The sequence below is a fragment of the Aquimarina sp. 433 genome, assembly GCF_054054605.1.
Genome location: NZ_JBSWZK010000004.1, coordinates 209,139 through 225,047, shown reverse-complemented (window position 1 = coordinate 225,047; position 15,909 = coordinate 209,139). Strand labels below are relative to the sequence as shown.

At 31.7% G+C, this 15,909-nt stretch carries 15 protein-coding genes; 2 read left to right on the top strand and 13 right to left on the bottom strand.

The features are described from left to right. Positions 1-114: 114 nt before the first annotated feature. The 10 genes from ACWNT5_RS10405 to ACWNT5_RS10360 form a co-directional block, all read right to left on the bottom strand. Positions 115-720, bottom strand: coding sequence for a hypothetical protein (locus ACWNT5_RS10405; protein WP_456517294.1), 606 nt, complete (start codon positions 718-720; stop codon positions 115-117). A gap of 148 nt (positions 721-868) precedes the next feature. Further along, positions 869-1,402 carry an OmpH family outer membrane protein gene (locus ACWNT5_RS10400; protein WP_299600623.1) on the bottom strand — a complete coding sequence of 178 codons (534 nt, stop codon included), beginning with the start codon at positions 1,400-1,402 and terminating at the stop codon, positions 869-871. Positions 1,403-1,565: 163 nt separating this feature from the next. Beyond that, the gene (locus ACWNT5_RS10395; RefSeq protein WP_456517293.1) at positions 1,566-3,167 is read right to left on the bottom strand and encodes a hypothetical protein; all 1,602 of its coding nucleotides are present in this window, start codon (positions 3,165-3,167) and stop codon (positions 1,566-1,568) included. A gap of 58 nt (positions 3,168-3,225) precedes the next feature. Further along, positions 3,226-4,770, bottom strand: coding sequence for a hypothetical protein (locus ACWNT5_RS10390; RefSeq protein ID WP_456517292.1), 1,545 nt, complete (start codon positions 4,768-4,770; stop codon positions 3,226-3,228). A 537-nt stretch (positions 4,771-5,307) separates the two neighbouring features. Beyond that, entirely contained in the window at positions 5,308-5,826 is a 519-nt protein-coding gene (locus tag ACWNT5_RS10385; protein WP_456517291.1) for a hypothetical protein, read from the bottom strand. Then, positions 5,810-7,012, bottom strand: coding sequence for a hypothetical protein (locus ACWNT5_RS10380; RefSeq protein ID WP_456517290.1), 1,203 nt, complete (start codon positions 7,010-7,012; stop codon positions 5,810-5,812). Before ACWNT5_RS10380 ends, ACWNT5_RS10385 begins: the two co-directional genes overlap by 17 nt. After that, positions 7,012-9,234: a type II secretion system protein GspD gene (locus ACWNT5_RS10375; protein ID WP_456517289.1), complete on the bottom strand. Its 2,223-nt coding sequence runs from the start codon at positions 9,232-9,234 to the stop codon at positions 7,012-7,014. The genes ACWNT5_RS10380 and ACWNT5_RS10375 overlap by 1 nt, the downstream gene beginning before the upstream one ends. 5 nt (positions 9,235-9,239) lie before the next feature. Next, positions 9,240-10,655, bottom strand: coding sequence for a GspE/PulE family protein (locus ACWNT5_RS10370; protein ID WP_456517288.1), 1,416 nt, complete (start codon positions 10,653-10,655; stop codon positions 9,240-9,242). After that, positions 10,655-11,137, bottom strand: coding sequence for a hypothetical protein (locus ACWNT5_RS10365; protein WP_456517287.1), 483 nt, complete (start codon positions 11,135-11,137; stop codon positions 10,655-10,657). Before ACWNT5_RS10365 ends, ACWNT5_RS10370 begins: the two co-directional genes overlap by 1 nt. Further along, positions 11,137-11,544 (bottom strand): prepilin-type N-terminal cleavage/methylation domain-containing protein, encoded by a 408-nt coding sequence (locus tag ACWNT5_RS10360; protein WP_299600641.1) that lies wholly within the window; start codon positions 11,542-11,544, stop codon positions 11,137-11,139. Before ACWNT5_RS10360 ends, ACWNT5_RS10365 begins: the two co-directional genes overlap by 1 nt. A gap of 265 nt (positions 11,545-11,809) precedes the next feature. Between ACWNT5_RS10360 and ACWNT5_RS10355 the strand changes: the two genes are divergently transcribed. Beyond that, the gene (locus ACWNT5_RS10355; protein WP_456517286.1) at positions 11,810-11,944 is read left to right on the top strand and encodes a hypothetical protein; all 135 of its coding nucleotides are present in this window, start codon (positions 11,810-11,812) and stop codon (positions 11,942-11,944) included. A 366-nt stretch (positions 11,945-12,310) separates the two neighbouring features. On the opposite strand, the gene ACWNT5_RS10350 is transcribed toward ACWNT5_RS10355, so the two are convergent. Genes ACWNT5_RS10350 through ACWNT5_RS10340 form a run of 3 tightly spaced genes read right to left on the bottom strand, consistent with a single transcriptional unit; the run spans position 12,311 to position 14,340 of the window. Continuing rightward, a complete protein-coding gene (locus ACWNT5_RS10350; RefSeq protein WP_456517285.1) occupies positions 12,311-12,874 on the bottom strand; it encodes an RsmD family RNA methyltransferase in 564 nt (187 codons plus the stop codon). Position 12,875: 1 nt separating this feature from the next. Next, positions 12,876-13,712 carry a DUF3822 family protein gene (locus ACWNT5_RS10345; RefSeq protein ID WP_456517284.1) on the bottom strand — a complete coding sequence of 279 codons (837 nt, stop codon included), beginning with the start codon at positions 13,710-13,712 and terminating at the stop codon, positions 12,876-12,878. Beyond that, on the bottom strand, positions 13,681-14,340 hold the full coding sequence (locus ACWNT5_RS10340; protein WP_456517283.1) for a hypothetical protein: 660 nt from the start codon (positions 14,338-14,340) through the stop codon (positions 13,681-13,683). The genes ACWNT5_RS10345 and ACWNT5_RS10340 overlap by 32 nt, the downstream gene beginning before the upstream one ends. 136 nt (positions 14,341-14,476) lie before the next feature. Here ACWNT5_RS10340 and ACWNT5_RS10335 point away from each other — a divergent pair, with 136 nt between their 5' ends. Next, positions 14,477-15,904, top strand: a complete 1,428-nt coding sequence (locus ACWNT5_RS10335; protein WP_299600654.1) for an ATP-dependent DNA helicase — start codon at positions 14,477-14,479, stop codon at positions 15,902-15,904. Positions 15,905-15,909: the final 5 nt, after the last annotated feature.

The following is a 15,909-nucleotide window of genomic DNA, read 5'->3' as shown; positions in this document are numbered from 1 at the left end:
CAAAGCTTTGCCTTTTGTCTTCCAATCTCTGACCTCTGACCCCTGACTTGGATCCTCTGTCTTCAAACATCTGATATCGGCCTTGTGACTTTTTATATCTAACTCTTTTCATTCTTACTTAAAAGCTAGTTCTAATTCGTTTTTAAATATTTTTGTGGGGACTTTAAACTTTACTTCGCCCGTGTAAAACCCAAGGTCCTCAATACTGAGTGTCATGAACTCTTGATTTGTTACTATCTTTTCTTTAGGATATACCAATAAAATTGTTGTTGCTCCACTCATACCATACATTCTAGGATAGATGTAATCAGCAATTTCTACAGTATCTTTCTTGGGTGTACAGAAATGTATTTTCTGTTCCATTCCGAAGGCTAGCTGATTTACCATTGCACCAAATTGTTGCTTGTTTCCAGCTACATTGCTTAGTAACTCCTTATTGTTTTTAGACATCGATAGGTTGAAATAGAGATATTCTCTGTATTTATTTCTTAAGCTGTCGATCTCTTTAGCGGTGGCCTGGCCACTTAATTCCTGATCTACTAAGATATCTGTAGGTTTATACACTAATGAAAAATCAACTCCATTTACTGTTTTGGTATGTATATACTCATTTTTAGGATCATTAATATATTCCCACAACTCTTCTTTGCTGTTAAAAGTTCTGCTAGAGCAGGAGGTGAGCATCAGAGTTGTTAGTATGATATATATTGTTTGTTTCATAGTGTTTTTAGTTTGATGTTTAAAGTCAGGAGTTTGGTGACCTATGACAGATGTTTTGGTGTTGTAAAGCAAAGCTTTGTTTTCGAACCCCTAACTTCCAACCTTTGTCTTTTGACTTCGGACTTCCTTCTTCTGTAATCCAACATTACTACTTCCCTTCGAATTCGGCATTTAATTTTTCCAGCACTTTATCTGTTAGATCTGCACCTTCTTCACCATACATAATAGTTCCATTTCCAGTGGCACCAAAAATGACTTTGTATCCATTTTTTTTCCCGTATTCTTTTACAAAATCATTGATATCATTGATAACTGTTTGTGTTACTTTTTTGTCTTCGTCTTGTAATTGCTTTTGTACAGCTTGTTGATAATTGTTAATCTGTTGTTGTTTATTTCCTAATAACTGCTGTTTTAGCTCTAGTTCCTTTTTACTAAGGCTACTGCGCTCTTTTTCATATGTTTTTAGTTCTTTTTGCCAATCTGCTAATAAACTATCTACATTAGACTTCATGGTTTTTGCTTTCTCATCAAATTCCGCTTTTACAATTTTGGTTCGTTTATAACCATCTAAAAGTTTATTTACATCTACATAGACTAAATCTGATGAAGATTGTAGGTAAAAGAAAGATGCTACTGCAATGGCAAGTGCTATAATGGAGATGGGTAGTGCTAATTTGTTCATTTGTTTTGTATTTGTTTTAACTGACAGTTGTCAGGTGTTCGATGTCCTAAGTTTGTTGTCAGGAGCTTGATGTTAATTGTGTTCCAAAACGGAGCTTTATCCTCGGTCTTCTGACTTCTATCTTCCGACTTTTATCTTATTTTTGTTATGATTCTTACTTTTTTTATTTTTTGTTGATTAATTCTTCAATTTTAGCTAATCTTTTTTCCAGTTCTTGGTTGTTATTTTCTAAACCTTGAATCTTATCTTTTGCTTCTTTCAATTCTTTCTCTTGAGCTATAGTGTATAATGTGAGCTCTTCAATTTTTTCTAATAATTGTAGATTCATTTGTTTGAGTTCGATACCATTTTTTTCCATTTCTGCTGCCGAAGGAATATTCGGTAAGTGTCCTTGATCATTGATATAGGCTTCTACTTCTTCAATAGATTTTAGATCATAATCTTCTAGAAATACATAATCAGGCGCTACTGCGCCGTTAAGATCTACTTTTACTTCTTGAGTATGAATATCTCCTTTTACGGTAAGTTTTGCATCTGGATTGGCGGTTCCAATACCTAATGCGCCTTCAATATATTGATTGCCTACACTGTGTACTAGTCTGGCCCAATTTCCAGTACCTTCTTTGTTTGTGCTTCTAAAATACATCCTTGGATGTACGGAGTTGTTTTTAATTACAATTTGACCGTTATATCTATAATCTGCATTGTTAGAACTATGATTCATGTTTATACCCCAAAACCACTGATTAGCTTCAGGAACATTTGCAGCATTGTAACTTTGATAAAAACCACTTTGCCATAATGTATTCCAGTCTGATGTATTATTTGGATCTTTAAGCAATAACTTTTGACTTTGGATCGTACCTATTACATCTAGTTTTTCTGAAGGACTTTGTGTACCTATTCCGACATTTCCATTGTTAGCAACGATTGTGTTGTTTTGAAGTTGAAATTCTGGTCTTCCCGATGTCGATCGAGATAATTTTAATACTGCTTCCTGAGTATCATTATTATCTGAAGCAGTAATATCTAGGTCAATGGCGTTTCCTCTATCATGAGTATTAAATCTCCAACGATATTTGTTTTCATAATTAGCAGATAAAATTAGGTTGTTAGAATTACCATTTGCCCCATAAATATCTAACTTTGCATCTGGATTTGTAGTGCCGATTCCTACATTTTTAGTTTGGTTGATACTTAATACCTCTGTTAAACCAGATGTTTTATTCGCAGCTACAGCAAATCTCCAACCTAGCCCATCTTTGTATTTTAATAAAGAACCATTGTATTCTCCATTAAAACCACGTCTTTGCATTTCTATAGTTGCAGTACCATCGGTATTCCGATGAGTCATGAACCATGTTGATACATGACTATTTCCCGTAGTTACACCTTTAGCAGACAGAATTAAATTAGCACCTTGGTAATTACCTGTTCCAGAACCTTCTATATGAATAGAAGGGTTACTATTAAAAGTTCTAATATTTCCATTTGGAGTAAAAAACACTCTGTGGATATTATTAAACGCAAAACCTATTCCTTCTGTTTTATGGATGTTAATACCATAACCAGTGTTGTCAATTGTTCCTAATGTTGGGTCGTTTGCTGCAAAAGTATTTGGGAGTCTCAGTTCATTACTTAAACGAATAACGGGAGCAACAATTTCATTGTTTGTTTGAGCTTCATTATTTGTAAATGTAAATTGAGAATAACTCTTAAATACGAATAAAATGATTGCAGTAAGAAATAAAAGATTTCTTTTCATAGTTTTATTTTATATTGGTCGTATATTAATAATATGATCTTTTCTAAGTCTTCGTTTCTTATTTTTTAGTGAGGAGAGCTTCCAATTTTTCTAAACGTGTTTCTAGCTCGTTATTTTTATTTTTCTGATTTTGTAGTTCTTTCTCTTGAGCTATAGTGTATAATGTGAGCTCTTCAATTTTTTCTAATAATTGTAGATTCATTTGTTTGAGTTCGATACCATTTTTTTCCATTTCTGCTGCTGAAGGAATATTCGGTAAGTGTCCTTGATCATTGATGTAAGCTTCTACTTCTTCAATAGATTTTAGATCATAATCTTCTAGAAATACATAATCAGGCGCCACAGCTCCGTTAAGATCTACTTTTACTTCTTGGGTATGAATGTCTCCTTTTACCGTAAGTTTTGCATCTGGAGCAGTGGTTCCTATTCCTAGGTTTCCACTATTTGTTAGACGCATGTACTCAGAAAGTTGGTGTTGTGCATCAGAATCATAATTGTTATGATTCCTGAATAACCATCTAAACCCATAGTTAGAACCTTCAAAAACACCTTTAGAAGTATATCGATTCGGACCTTTATAATTATCTTTTGGATCCTCATTATTTCTAGTAGCATTAAAACCAATATATCCAGCCCATTTGTTAGAACTTCCTCCCCAATTTGGTTCGTTAGTCCAATCCAATGTTAGTACTCCTGATCTCCCTACTCTGGTTTGACCTTCTACTTGTAGTTTTGCACTTGGGTTAGTGGTACCGATCCCAATATTTCCATTTTGATGTATACCAAAAGAACCGTTTGCTGTTTTTAATAGAAGCCCATAATAACCTGCTAATTGAACTGATGATTTGTCTGTATTGCTAGAAAGACCTTTAAAATTCCCTCTTCCTAAACCGTACCACGGACTATCGTTTATTAAATCGTTTATACTTTCCAGCGAAAATTTATCAGCTCTAACTCCATTTCCAACAACATGAAATCTTGCCGCGGGACTATTTGTGCCAACTCCTACATTTCCATCTTGATTTATAGTAACATCACTACCATGGTTATTTACTCTAAATATCATACTGTTAGTAGTGTGGACATACTGCATTCCTCCGACAAAATTATCTTCGGTGTCGGAGAATCCATAATAACCGGTTTTATTATTTGGAGATAAAAGATTGATCATAGTATTATCATCATCCTCAACTGTTAAATCAGAAAAATCATGGGTTGAACCACCAGAACTTCCATTATAAACATGAAGTTTCGTTGAGGGATTACTCGTGCCAACTCCTACATAACCATTCGTCTGAATTTTAAAGAAAGAATTTGTAAAATTGTTTTTTCCAAAATCAAAACCTTTAGCATCACTTATACGAAGGCCATAAGTGTTTTCTTCGGTATTTCCGCCACCATGTTTTAATGATAGATAATCACCAATACCTGATAACCAGCCAGATTGGAGTAGTGGTCTTGTATATTGAGCATCTTCGATCTTGAAGACAAAATCTGTTTTGATTTCATTTACTCGACCACTAGATGAATTTAAATTTACTTGCGCCGAAGTTGGCAATGCTAAAAACGTAAAAATTATAGCAAATAATACTGATTTGTTCATAGACCTATTGTTCCCCCTTATTGTTTATTTTAAAAAAGCTGCAAATATAGATATCAGTATATTACTTTTATGAGGAAAAAACATGTTTGTTAACAAATGCTTAAAAATGTTAAAAACTAATGTTTAGCTCTTCTTGTTTTCATGTAAAGTGTCTGATAATGTATAAATTTCTGGCTCTTAATTTTTTGTTATATACTATAGTGTCAGTAATACGATAAATGTTACTATGAAAAATGGACTTTTTTTTGATTTTTTTTTGATAGTGTTAAAATTTGGACTGTTTGGACTTCATTTTTTTGAGCAAAAAGGCTTACACACGAGATAAGTTTAGTAATGTTAAGTATGATAAGTCTGATGTCGTAAATCCTATGTTTGGAGTCTTGCGTTTGATGTTATGAGTCGGATGTCCGAGGACTGAGGTTCCCGAAGTCCAGTTAAGTAGAGAATTAGGAGTCAGGTTTTGGATGTTAGGAATCGAATGCTCAAGGTTTTGAATTTATTTTTTATCAGCTAATAACCTTCGTCTTCGGTTAGGAACTAATTTAACCGCTGTAAAAAAATGGTGCATTGTAAATGATTCTTCCCCGTTTTGAAATTTTTCTTTTTTTCAAAATTATTATGAATAATATTACCAAAACTATAGCTTTGTTCCAAAGCGTAAATTACTTTTATTAAAGAACTGTAAGATCCTTGTAATGTGAAATTATAGGTAGTACTCGTTTTTTGTGAAGCTTCATCTTTATATATATGAGGCTCTTCGAAAGCTATAATAGTAAAATTAGAAGTACTTGATAGTGTATTTAAAGCTTTTAATAAATTATTTTGGATAGAATTACCCTCTACATTGTTCTGCTTTAAAATTTCATCTAATTGTTTTTCTTTATTAGCTAGTGCCGCCAGTTGATTAGGTGCCGTTTCATAAGCATGCTTTTGCATTTCTAATGTATGGACCTGATCATTGACAACAAAAGTTTTAGATATTCCATATTTATAAGCAAAAAATGAAACCAGTAGTAAAGCTATTATTAGGATTATATTTTTATTTTTTTGTGTCATCAATCAGTTTAATTTCAATTTCGAAAATGGCAGTCTTTTTTTTCTGTATTCCATAGGATAGAATAGTCACTTTGTCCACAAAGTTTAGGTCTTCAATTTTATGAATCCAATTAGTGAAACTTGTTTTATCTAAAGAGTCTCCTGTTATTACTATTGCTTTTTGTTTAATAGTAATCGGTTTGTCATTTCTTAATGTTTTTAGAACAGGTTGATAGTTATATGATTTTAATAATACTGATAGTGGTAATGACTGAATTATTTGATCTGCATAATATGAACTTTTAGAAAATCCGGTAGAAAGGATACTTTGTACAATATTCTCCTTTGTGTTTACTATAAGCTGTTGTTTTTTTATAGTTTCTTTTTGAGTGTTATATACTTGCTCTTCTTCTTTTAATTCTTGTAATTTTTTATAGCTCGAATTAAAAACAAAAAAGTTAATGAGTAGGGCTATGAGCAAAAAACCAATCCCGTAGTATAAAGTTTTTTTAAAAAATCGAAGTTCTTTATGTGTTATTTCTAAAGTTGTATTCTTTTCGATAACATTACCAGAAATATTTGATATACCAGAAACTTTATGTAGAATACTGGCAAAGGGTAACAGATGAGAACTAGGGATCACTAAAGAATCAATTTCATAGTGTTCTATTTGTTGATTATTTCGAGTAATAGATAGTAATTCTTCATTCTGTATAGTAATACTTGCTGTAAAAGTTAAGACTTTAGAATCTTTTATAAAAGGAATTAATGCTGTAGTTGTAAGATTTCCAAGATCAATAGATGTGATGGCTATTTTAGCATCTTTATATGTCGAAATGATATTATCTACATATGTTTTTCTGCAGATAGAAATAAATGATTTTTCTGATGTTTTTAGAATTTGATAATAAAAATTATCTACCTCTAAATTTGGATATGCTTCAGATACGATTTCCTGATCTGTTCCTTTGGTAACAATTTCTTTAGTTAATATTTGATTATCGGTTATCACCAAATGAGCTGAGGAGATATTACTTTCAGGAAGATCTTTTAGATCATTAATCATGAATTTTTTTGTAATATCTAATTCACCATTTTTCTTAGCGACTTCTACACCAATAATTATAGTACCGTTTTCATCTTCGGTATGTTCAAAAGCATAGATAGATCTCTTTATAGGGTTATATGGTAATCTAAATCTGTTCATTAATAGAACACTGTTGGTTTGATAATTACATTTAACTTTTTCTTGGAGTCTTCTCTTCTTCTTTTACTAAATAACCATTTTATAATTGGGATCCTAGATAATAAAGGAGTTCCAGATCCAGAATCATTTTTAATTTTTTCTTCGATTCCACCTAAAATAGCTACATCATTGGCTTGCATTCTCATAATAGAAGAGAACCTTCTGCTATTAATATCTGGTGGAGCATCTTCTGCAATTCGCTCTCCACTAAAATTAGACTGTATTACCTGTATATCCAATGTAATCTGACCATCTCCCGATACAAAAGGTTTGAATTCTAACGCCAATTCAGCATCTATTGGTTGATAATTTACAATTTCTGAGGTTTGCGGATTTTGAGATCCAAAAATATTCTGACTAGTAATTGCATAATACGTTGTTTGACCACTAGACAAGTATGCTTTGTGACCATTTAATGTGCTTAGTTTAGGAGTGGATAAGATTTTGACATTCCCGTTAGATTCCATAGCCTTGATATCCATATAAAAGTTGGGAACTACATTACCCAAATTTAAAGATCCAAAACCATCGAAACCACCGATGATTCTATTAATTGTCTGTGCACCAAGGGTAATGTTTGTGTTAGGAAAAGTTGCTCCTTCTGTTGTGTTGGGTTGTTTTCCAATTCCAAATTCTAATCCAGCTTCGACTGTTGCACTTCTACTTACTTCCAGAATCATAACTTCGATAAGAATTAGAGGAACTGGCTTATCTATATACTTAACAAAGTTTTTGAATTTTTCTACTCTTGTCCCAGATCCACTTACGATAAAGCTATTTAATTCTGTATCTATCTTTATATCTAAACCTTCTGTTACAGAGGCAGGGAAAATATCAGAAATTGATCCCGCTTGCGTATCGTTATTGCCAGAACCATTGGTTCTTCCGATATTAGAATTTATACTCCCTTGGTTTCTGTTATTAATTCTGTTTTGATTGAAATTAGAATTACCTTGATTTCCAAAAAAATTTGTTCCTCCAGTTACAAAATTATTATTTCCAAAGCTGCTACCTCCAAAACCACCAGCAGGATTAGCATCACCAAGCATGGCGATTGATCGATGCATCATTTGTATCATTTCGATCTTTTTAACTGTTAATTGATTTTCAGTTCCGAAATAATATACGTTTCCTTCTTTCTTAAAAGTAAAATTATTTGTGGTAGTATTCGTATTCTGGAAATTGCCTTGAGTATTTGAATTTGTATTTCGATTATTTTGATTACTGGATGTATTATTTGTAGCACTGCTGTTAGCATTACTTTCAAAAATTTTGACTAATAAATCATCAAAACTAATAGCTTCAGCTTTTACGGTAACATTTCCAGCATTCTCTAAAGGAGAAGCTGTAAAAATATTTAACCCTAAATCTTCTGATACATTGTTTATTAATTGAGCTACAGATGCATTTTTTAAATCTACAGATAAAACATTGTGTAGCGTGTCTACAATTTTGTAATTAGTATTTCTTCGATTTCTTCTTTGTCTAGAAGTAGCGTTATTTCCATCATTTACTCCTGGAATACCTTCGAATTCATAAAACCCATCTTTAGTTTTATTAAATATTAAATCATTTGTTTCTGCTAATTTTTGTAATGCTAAATCGATAGGTACATTGCTAATGTATAGTGTTAAGTTTTTAGAATTTAATTCTGGAGTAAAAAGTAAATTCTTGCCAGAGAATTCGGTGATTTTTCGAAAAACCTTAGGAAGAGGATCATTTCTAAGATCTGTAGATAAAGTTCCAGCTGCAAGATCATAATTAATGATAGGCTCTTTTTCTGGAGCTATTTCCGCAGGTGGATTGTATTTTTTTAAGGATAAAATATTGCCAGTAAATTCTATATCTAATTGGTATTCTTTAACTAGGAATAGAAGAAGATCCTGTACATTAACATCATTAAAACCATTTACAATAGAAATAGAATTAAGATCATTAGAAAGGTTAATATTGATTTTATGTACTTGGGAAACTGCCCGTACAAAATTAGGAAGTGAAGTATTAGAAATATTCACGTTCACTTTCTCCGCTAAACCAGGTACTTCTACACTTAGAAGTTGTAATTTATTTTCTAGAGTAAGAAATCGAGCATTATCTTGTGATTGATTTTGAAAAGTATCTTGTGCATAAGAGAGTATTCCAAAACTAAAAATGAGATATATTAAAAATATATTTTTTTTCATAAATCTTAGTTATTAGCTAATAATGCATATACTTCTTCAACCGAAGTTACACCTTCCCTTACTAGGCGAATTGCATTATCTTGTAGCGTATCAATATTTTGGGTAGCAATATAATCATCGATCTGAATTTCGTTATGACGTATTGCGGTTTCTAATTCTTTTGTAAGTGGAAGTAATTCATATATAGCTTTTCTTCCTAAATATCCTGTTTGGTAACAATAATTACATCCCACAGGGATGTAGTGGTTCTGGATTTCTTCTGGGATATCATATCCTAACGGAAAATCTTCAACTTCTGATTTTTTTTCTGTTTTACAATGAGTACATAGTTTTCTTACTAACCGCTGTGCAATACTCATGGTTAATGTACTCGCTAATAGAAAAGAAGGAACTTTCATATCAATAAGTCTAGAAATAGTAGCCCAAGCGGAGTTCGTATGAATTGTAGATAATACCAAATGACCTGTTAGAGCTGCTTTTATAGCCATATTTGCCGTCTTGTCATCCCTAATTTCACCTACCATAATGATATCTGGATCTTGGCGCAGGAAAGCGCGAAGAGCAGCAGGAAAATCAAACTCAATATCTTCTCTTAGTTGTACTTGATTTATTCCCTCTAATGTATATTCTATTGGATCTTCTATCGTTAATATATTAGAAACCTCTTTGTTAAGCTCTTTTAAAGTACCATATAAAGTAGTTGTTTTACCAGACCCTGTTGGACCAGAAATCAAAATAATACCTTGAGGTTTTTTGGTAGCTTCTCTATAAAGCTTTAATTCTTTATCTGTAAAACCAAGATCTTCTAATCGGATATCTTGTGTATCTCTACTTAATAGACGAAGTACTATTTTTTCTCCATGTAATGTAGGCATTGTGGATACCCTAATATCAAATTCTTCTGAACCGTTTTTAAAAGTAATACGACCGTCCTGAGCTAATCTTTTTTGAGAAATATCAAGCCCCGATTGTATTTTTATTTGGTTTACTAATTGAGGATATTCTTTATTACTAATAGTATACTGCTCTTTTAATTTCCCGTCAAGTCTTAATCGAACTCTACAAAATTTTTCATAAGGTTCCATATGAATATCACTACTACCAAAATCTTTTGCGGTAGCGATTAATTTTTGTAAAAAATTATCCTCGTAGTGTAATTTTTGATGAGAAGAAGAAGTTGTTTTTCTATAATTTAAAGAAAGATAAGATTGTAAATTTTCTGTTGTTTCAGAAATAAGTGTAATCTTATGATTTAATATGATAGAGAGTTCTTTAGCTAATTCATCACTGTTTTTAGAATCAGTTTTGAATTGCACGATATCGTTTTCTTTTAGAAAAGGAATGATTCGATAATGGAAAGCTTGATTAGGAGTAATCAATTGCTTCAGATCTACGGGTATTTCAAAAGAATCTATTTTCATTATATTATATATAAATTAATAGTGTCTGTAATCCAATTTCCCAAAAAAATAAAAACAAAAAACAATGACATATATCCTGCTAATGGTATAGTTTCATGTTTAGCATTCTTTTTAGTAATTAACCAAGTAAACAAAGAGAAAAGTATTGAAAATACAAATAGAATAATAAAACTAATCGTAGGAAAAGCAACCGCCAATACGGTAAAAAACAATGCGTCTCCTAAACCAAATACGTCTTTAAAAAATGAACGTTTCATGATAATTCTAGCATAGGCATACAGGATAAGCATTATAGAAACTATTACTCCAATATTAATCACAATAGAATTTTTAAAATGAATAGGAAGAACATTTTTATAATGTAAATATCCTAATAGCATCAAAAGACTAGGAAACAGAAACCAATATACTTTCCGATTCTTAATATCTTGTACTATAATATAGATAAGATTAAGTATGATAAGTCCTTTAAGCAACAACATTAGTCCTTAGTAATTTGTTTAGGATTACCATTTTGATCAATTTCCCATACGTTAAATATCCCATCACCATCAAAGTCAACAACTGCGGTTGCTCTTGCTTTAAAATTGGAAATAGAAGCTTCGATCATTTCATAACTATAATTTGCAGTGCCACCATTTTTAACAGTTAGAGGAGCTTCATAATTTATCTCATTGAAATCATTGGAATATTTCGAATTAAGATATCTATATTGGGTCTGCATACTACTGATGGATTTCAACTGAATCTTTGCTTCTTGTGCTTTGGTCTGCGCTATCAATGGCAAGAAATTTGGCAACGCAATTAGAAGTAAAATTCCAATTATTGCTAATACCAAAAGCATTTCCTGAAGGTTGAATGCTTTGACCTTATATATTTTATTTCTCATATAGATATAGCTTTTCTGAACTCCTGTTTCAAGTCTGCAAAAATATACTTTTTTGACTTACTTAGTAATCTGATATTCATTATATTGATTATAGTTAAAATATCTACTTATTATTATAGTGTCTTTAAGAGCAAATTTGTTACCATGAAAATCGAATAAAATTCTATTTTAACTATTTTAAATTTATTTTCAGTAAAAGCATATTTCTAGTTAAGATGTTGTAAGCTATCATATTAAACAACGACATTTGTCTAAAAGTTTATATATGGACATTATCGATTACCTATTGGGTAGAGGAGGGTTTGCTATTTTGGCGTTGATTGTTGTTGTTATTCTACTATACAATAAGATCAAAGCACGTAGACAGTTTGGAGTATCTGATAAAAAGAGGAGAAAGTAAGTTTTTGTGATATACAATTTTGATTAGCTTCATTTAATATTATAAAAAGAGGATAAGAAAACTAACTTGTCTTCGATACAATTTTTTATCAAAAATCACTCTGACTGACGTACGTTTTCGTTTTTAAATAATTCTCGATTGATCTGTCCATGACATCATTAATTGGTATTCTATTATGGTATATATTTATCAAAACGTCAGTTCGAGTTATCTTTCGAAATGAGAATGGAGAAATATTGTATCGAGAACAAGGATTTTTATATCGATACGATCTTTCAAAGACAAATCACACTTTTAAACACGTACTAGGATATTTATGGATAATTAGAATTTCCTCCTTTGAAATAGGATAGAGGAGGATGTTTTTCAATCTTGATTATCGACCTCAACAGAAGCATTTTCGAAAAAGCTAAAAACTGAACCTCCATACTTTCTCGAATTCCTAAAGTTAGGAAGGTGTTCTAACGATGTGTGCTTAGAATGTTCTATAATTAACACACCATCATCATTGAGTAATTCGTTTTCAAATACTAACGCGGGTATTTTGGCAAACTCTTGTGCCGTAAAATCATAAGGAGGATCAGCAAAAATAATATCAGAAGTTCTTTTTACTTTTTCTAGATAGCTATATACATCACTTTTAATAGTATCAATATCAAAGTCAAGCTCTTTGGCGACACTTTTGATATACCCTACGCATCCATAATGGGCATCGACTGCAGTAATATGCTCGGTTCCACGAGATGCAAATTCATAGCTGATATTTCCTGTTCCTGCAAAAAGGTCTAACAACGTAACTTCAGAAAAAGCATAATGATGATTAAGAATGTTAAATAACCCTTCTTTAGCCATATCGGTTGTAGGACGTACAGGTAGTTTTTTAGGTGCTTGTAACCGTTTTCCTTTATATTTTCCTGAGATAATTCGCATATTAAAAATGACTTAATAACAAATAGTGTTCATGTTCATGAATGGTTGAGATCTCTTCTGAAAGATTGATAAGATTACTTCTTTTTCCAAAACTGATATGTCTAATATAAGTATATGCAATAGTGTAGCAACTACTTCTTTCCGTAATGTATCCTAAAAAGATAAGCTCAAACTCTTCTGGGTTTAACCGAAGTTGTTCTGCTGCAAACATTACATAATATAAAAAGTCTTCTTCGTTTGCGTACGGATACGAGTTGGTTAATAATAGTTTACCTTTTGATGTAATGACTAAATCAAAAGATGCCGCATTCATATGAGCATATATTTTAGTGCTATCGCTATTTTTTTCTTTGGCTAATAAAGTGTCCACTAACATTGTAGCGGCATGTTTATAGGTAAAAGTGCCAAAGGTATCGAAAAAGAAATTATTGATGTTTGCATAGGGTACATACACAATGATGATATCATGCTGGTATAATTCGTCATAAGCAATAAAATCATTTTCTAATACCTTGATATTGTACTTTAAATATTCTTTGAGCTGTTCCTCATCAAACAAGGCTTTGGGAACACAAGTGTATAAGTCATTCTGATAAATAACTTCTACACTTTCAAAATCATTGTTGAACTTAGGATGGTGATCAAATACATATTTGATTTTATCCAGTACCTGTTCTGGAGACAAGTGGATCCCGAAATTATCTTGCTCTAAGGCAATGATTTCTTTTTCTGAATTTGCGATACAAAAAGAAAGTCCATTCAGGCTAACCTGAATGGACAATGTATGTTTTTTATTACCAGAGGTGTTACTCTTCTGTGGTTGTAACGTTGGTGTCATAAATTTTTGGCCAGTTTCCTTTAGTATTAACTTCCTGCATAGAACCTACTGACAAGAATGGTCCGTTTACCTCTTCAACAGAAACAACTTGCTTTTCCTGAAATAATAGATCTTTATCAAGATCGTGTAATAAAACATCTTTCGCTACTCTCGCTTCGAAAACACTTACACGAATACCATTTTTATCAATGAATCCAGCATCTAATTCAAAATTAGCTTCTTTACCTTCTACAGGAACTTTCATCATATTTTTATAACGATCACTTCCTTTAAATAACGAATCTTTTACAGAAGCATAACCAAGAGTATCTACTACGACAGTATCTTTTGGCTCATCAATTTGTAATATTTTATTAAATCTTACAAAACTTGAATCTCTACGCTGTGTAAGAGTAAATTTAGCAGTATCTATAAAAGCAATTAATTTAGTTGGATCTTTTTCGAATCTACCAACTACGGTTTTATGAGCTAATTCTGCTTGTCGGATATCTCTTAAGTTTTCAATGGCTTTTGCGTAACGCGCTTCTTTAACTTTATTGAACCTTACAGGACCCATTACAGAATTAAATACCAGGTATCCTAAAACTCCGATAACTACCCATAGAACTAATTGAAGAACAATTTTCATTTTATAATTTAGCTTTTAGACATTAGTGTATACGCAAATCTACAATTTTTTTTTAATCGTAAAAGTTTATAGCCAAAAAATCATTACTATCTTTGATTTATTAACAGATTATGGATTTACGGAACAAGAATTTTTCATGAGGGAAATAGAGTTTTATCAATTATTAAAAGATGATTTTCCTTTTGAACCCACTCTAAAACAGGATGTTGTACTTCAAAAACTTTCAGCTTTTATTTTATCGAGTAAAAAAGATGATCTTTTTTTATTAAAAGGGTATGCCGGAACAGGAAAAACTACTTTAATAGGTACTTTGGTAAAAAACCTATGGAAAGCAAAGTTAAGCTCCGTTTTATTAGCGCCAACAGGTCGAGCTGCAAAGGTAATTAGTAATTATTCTGGACGACAAGCACAAACCATTCATAGGAATATTTACTATCCTAAAAAAACCAATAGTGGTGGTCTAGCTTTTCAACTAAAACAAAACAAGAAAAGAAATACCATTTTTATCGTAGATGAAGCTTCCATGATACCAGATACTCCAAGTGACAGTAAACTGTTTGAGAATGGTTCATTACTAGATGATCTAATGATGTTTGTTTATTCTGGTCATAATTGTAAGATCTTGTTTATAGGGGATACTGCACAGTTGCCGCCAGTAAAGCTTGAAGTTAGTCCCGCTTTAGATCCTGACACCTTATCAATGGGATTTAATAAAGAGGTAACACAAATAGAATTAGACGAAGTCGTAAGGCAAGCCGAAGATAGTGGTATACTTATGAATGCCACTAATCTTAGGGAATTATTAAATGGTGGGTTTTATGATTCTTTTCAGTTCGATATTCAGGGATATCCAGATATTATTCGATTAGTGGATGGTCATGATATCATGGATGCTTTAAATGATTCTTATGCCAGCTCAGGACATGAAGAGTCTGTTATTATACTAAGATCTAACAAAAGAGCTAATATCTATAATCAACAGATTAGATCCAGAATCTTATTTCAGGAAGAAGAGTTATCTTCTGGAGATTATCTAATGGTGGTAAAGAATAACTATTTTTGGTTAGATAATAAAAGTGAAGCAGGTTTTATTGCAAATGGAGATATTATTAAAATTCTTGAAATTTATGCAATTAAAGAATTATACGGTTTTCGTTTTGCAGAAGTAAAAATTATGATGGTGGATTATCCTGATCAAAAACCATTAGAAACAGTATTAATTCTTGACACCTTAACTTCGGAGAGCCCATCATTGTCCTATGAGGATTCGAATAAATTATATCAAGAAGTTTTAAAGGATTTCGAAGATGAAAAATCTAAGTATAAGAAGTTTTTAGGGGTAAAAAACAACAAGTTTTTTAATGGACTTCAAGTTAAATTTTCATATGGGATTACTTGCCATAAATCGCAAGGAGGACAGTGGGATACAGTTTTTATAGAACAACCTTATCTTCCTGATGGAATTAATAAAGACTATCTACGATGGCTGTATACTGCAGTGACCCGAGCGAAAGAAAAATTATATCTTATAGGTTTTAAAGATGAATTTTTTATCGAAAATTAAAGTAA

What these genes read in the sequence shown, in the direction of transcription:
- ACWNT5_RS10375 (WP_456517289.1), bottom strand. Translation starts at nt 9,234, where the DNA reads ATGAAAAAAAATATATTTTTAATATATCTCATTTTTAGTTTTGGAATA.
- ACWNT5_RS10405 (WP_456517294.1), bottom strand. Translation starts at nt 720, where the DNA reads ATGAAACAAACAATATATATCATACTAACAACTCTGATGCTCACCTCC.
- ACWNT5_RS10380 (WP_456517290.1), bottom strand. Translation starts at nt 7,012, where the DNA reads ATGAACAGATTTAGATTACCATATAACCCTATAAAGAGATCTATCTAT.
- ACWNT5_RS10335 (WP_299600654.1), top strand. Translation starts at nt 14,477, where the DNA reads ATGAGGGAAATAGAGTTTTATCAATTATTAAAAGATGATTTTCCTTTT.
- ACWNT5_RS10365 (WP_456517287.1), bottom strand. Translation starts at nt 11,137, where the DNA reads ATGTTGTTGCTTAAAGGACTTATCATACTTAATCTTATCTATATTATA.
- ACWNT5_RS10395 (WP_456517293.1), bottom strand. Translation starts at nt 3,167, where the DNA reads ATGAAAAGAAATCTTTTATTTCTTACTGCAATCATTTTATTCGTATTT.
- ACWNT5_RS10360 (WP_299600641.1), bottom strand. Translation starts at nt 11,544, where the DNA reads ATGAGAAATAAAATATATAAGGTCAAAGCATTCAACCTTCAGGAAATG.
- ACWNT5_RS10345 (WP_456517284.1), bottom strand. Translation starts at nt 13,712, where the DNA reads ATGACACCAACGTTACAACCACAGAAGAGTAACACCTCTGGTAATAAA.
- ACWNT5_RS10340 (WP_456517283.1), bottom strand. Translation starts at nt 14,340, where the DNA reads ATGAAAATTGTTCTTCAATTAGTTCTATGGGTAGTTATCGGAGTTTTA.
- ACWNT5_RS10355 (WP_456517286.1), top strand. Translation starts at nt 11,810, where the DNA reads ATGGACATTATCGATTACCTATTGGGTAGAGGAGGGTTTGCTATTTTG.
- ACWNT5_RS10370 (WP_456517288.1), bottom strand. Translation starts at nt 10,655, where the DNA reads ATGAAAATAGATTCTTTTGAAATACCCGTAGATCTGAAGCAATTGATT.
- ACWNT5_RS10385 (WP_456517291.1), bottom strand. Translation starts at nt 5,826, where the DNA reads ATGACACAAAAAAATAAAAATATAATCCTAATAATAGCTTTACTACTG.
- ACWNT5_RS10350 (WP_456517285.1), bottom strand. Translation starts at nt 12,874, where the DNA reads ATGCGAATTATCTCAGGAAAATATAAAGGAAAACGGTTACAAGCACCT.
- ACWNT5_RS10390 (WP_456517292.1), bottom strand. Translation starts at nt 4,770, where the DNA reads ATGAACAAATCAGTATTATTTGCTATAATTTTTACGTTTTTAGCATTG.
- ACWNT5_RS10400 (WP_299600623.1), bottom strand. Translation starts at nt 1,402, where the DNA reads ATGAACAAATTAGCACTACCCATCTCCATTATAGCACTTGCCATTGCA.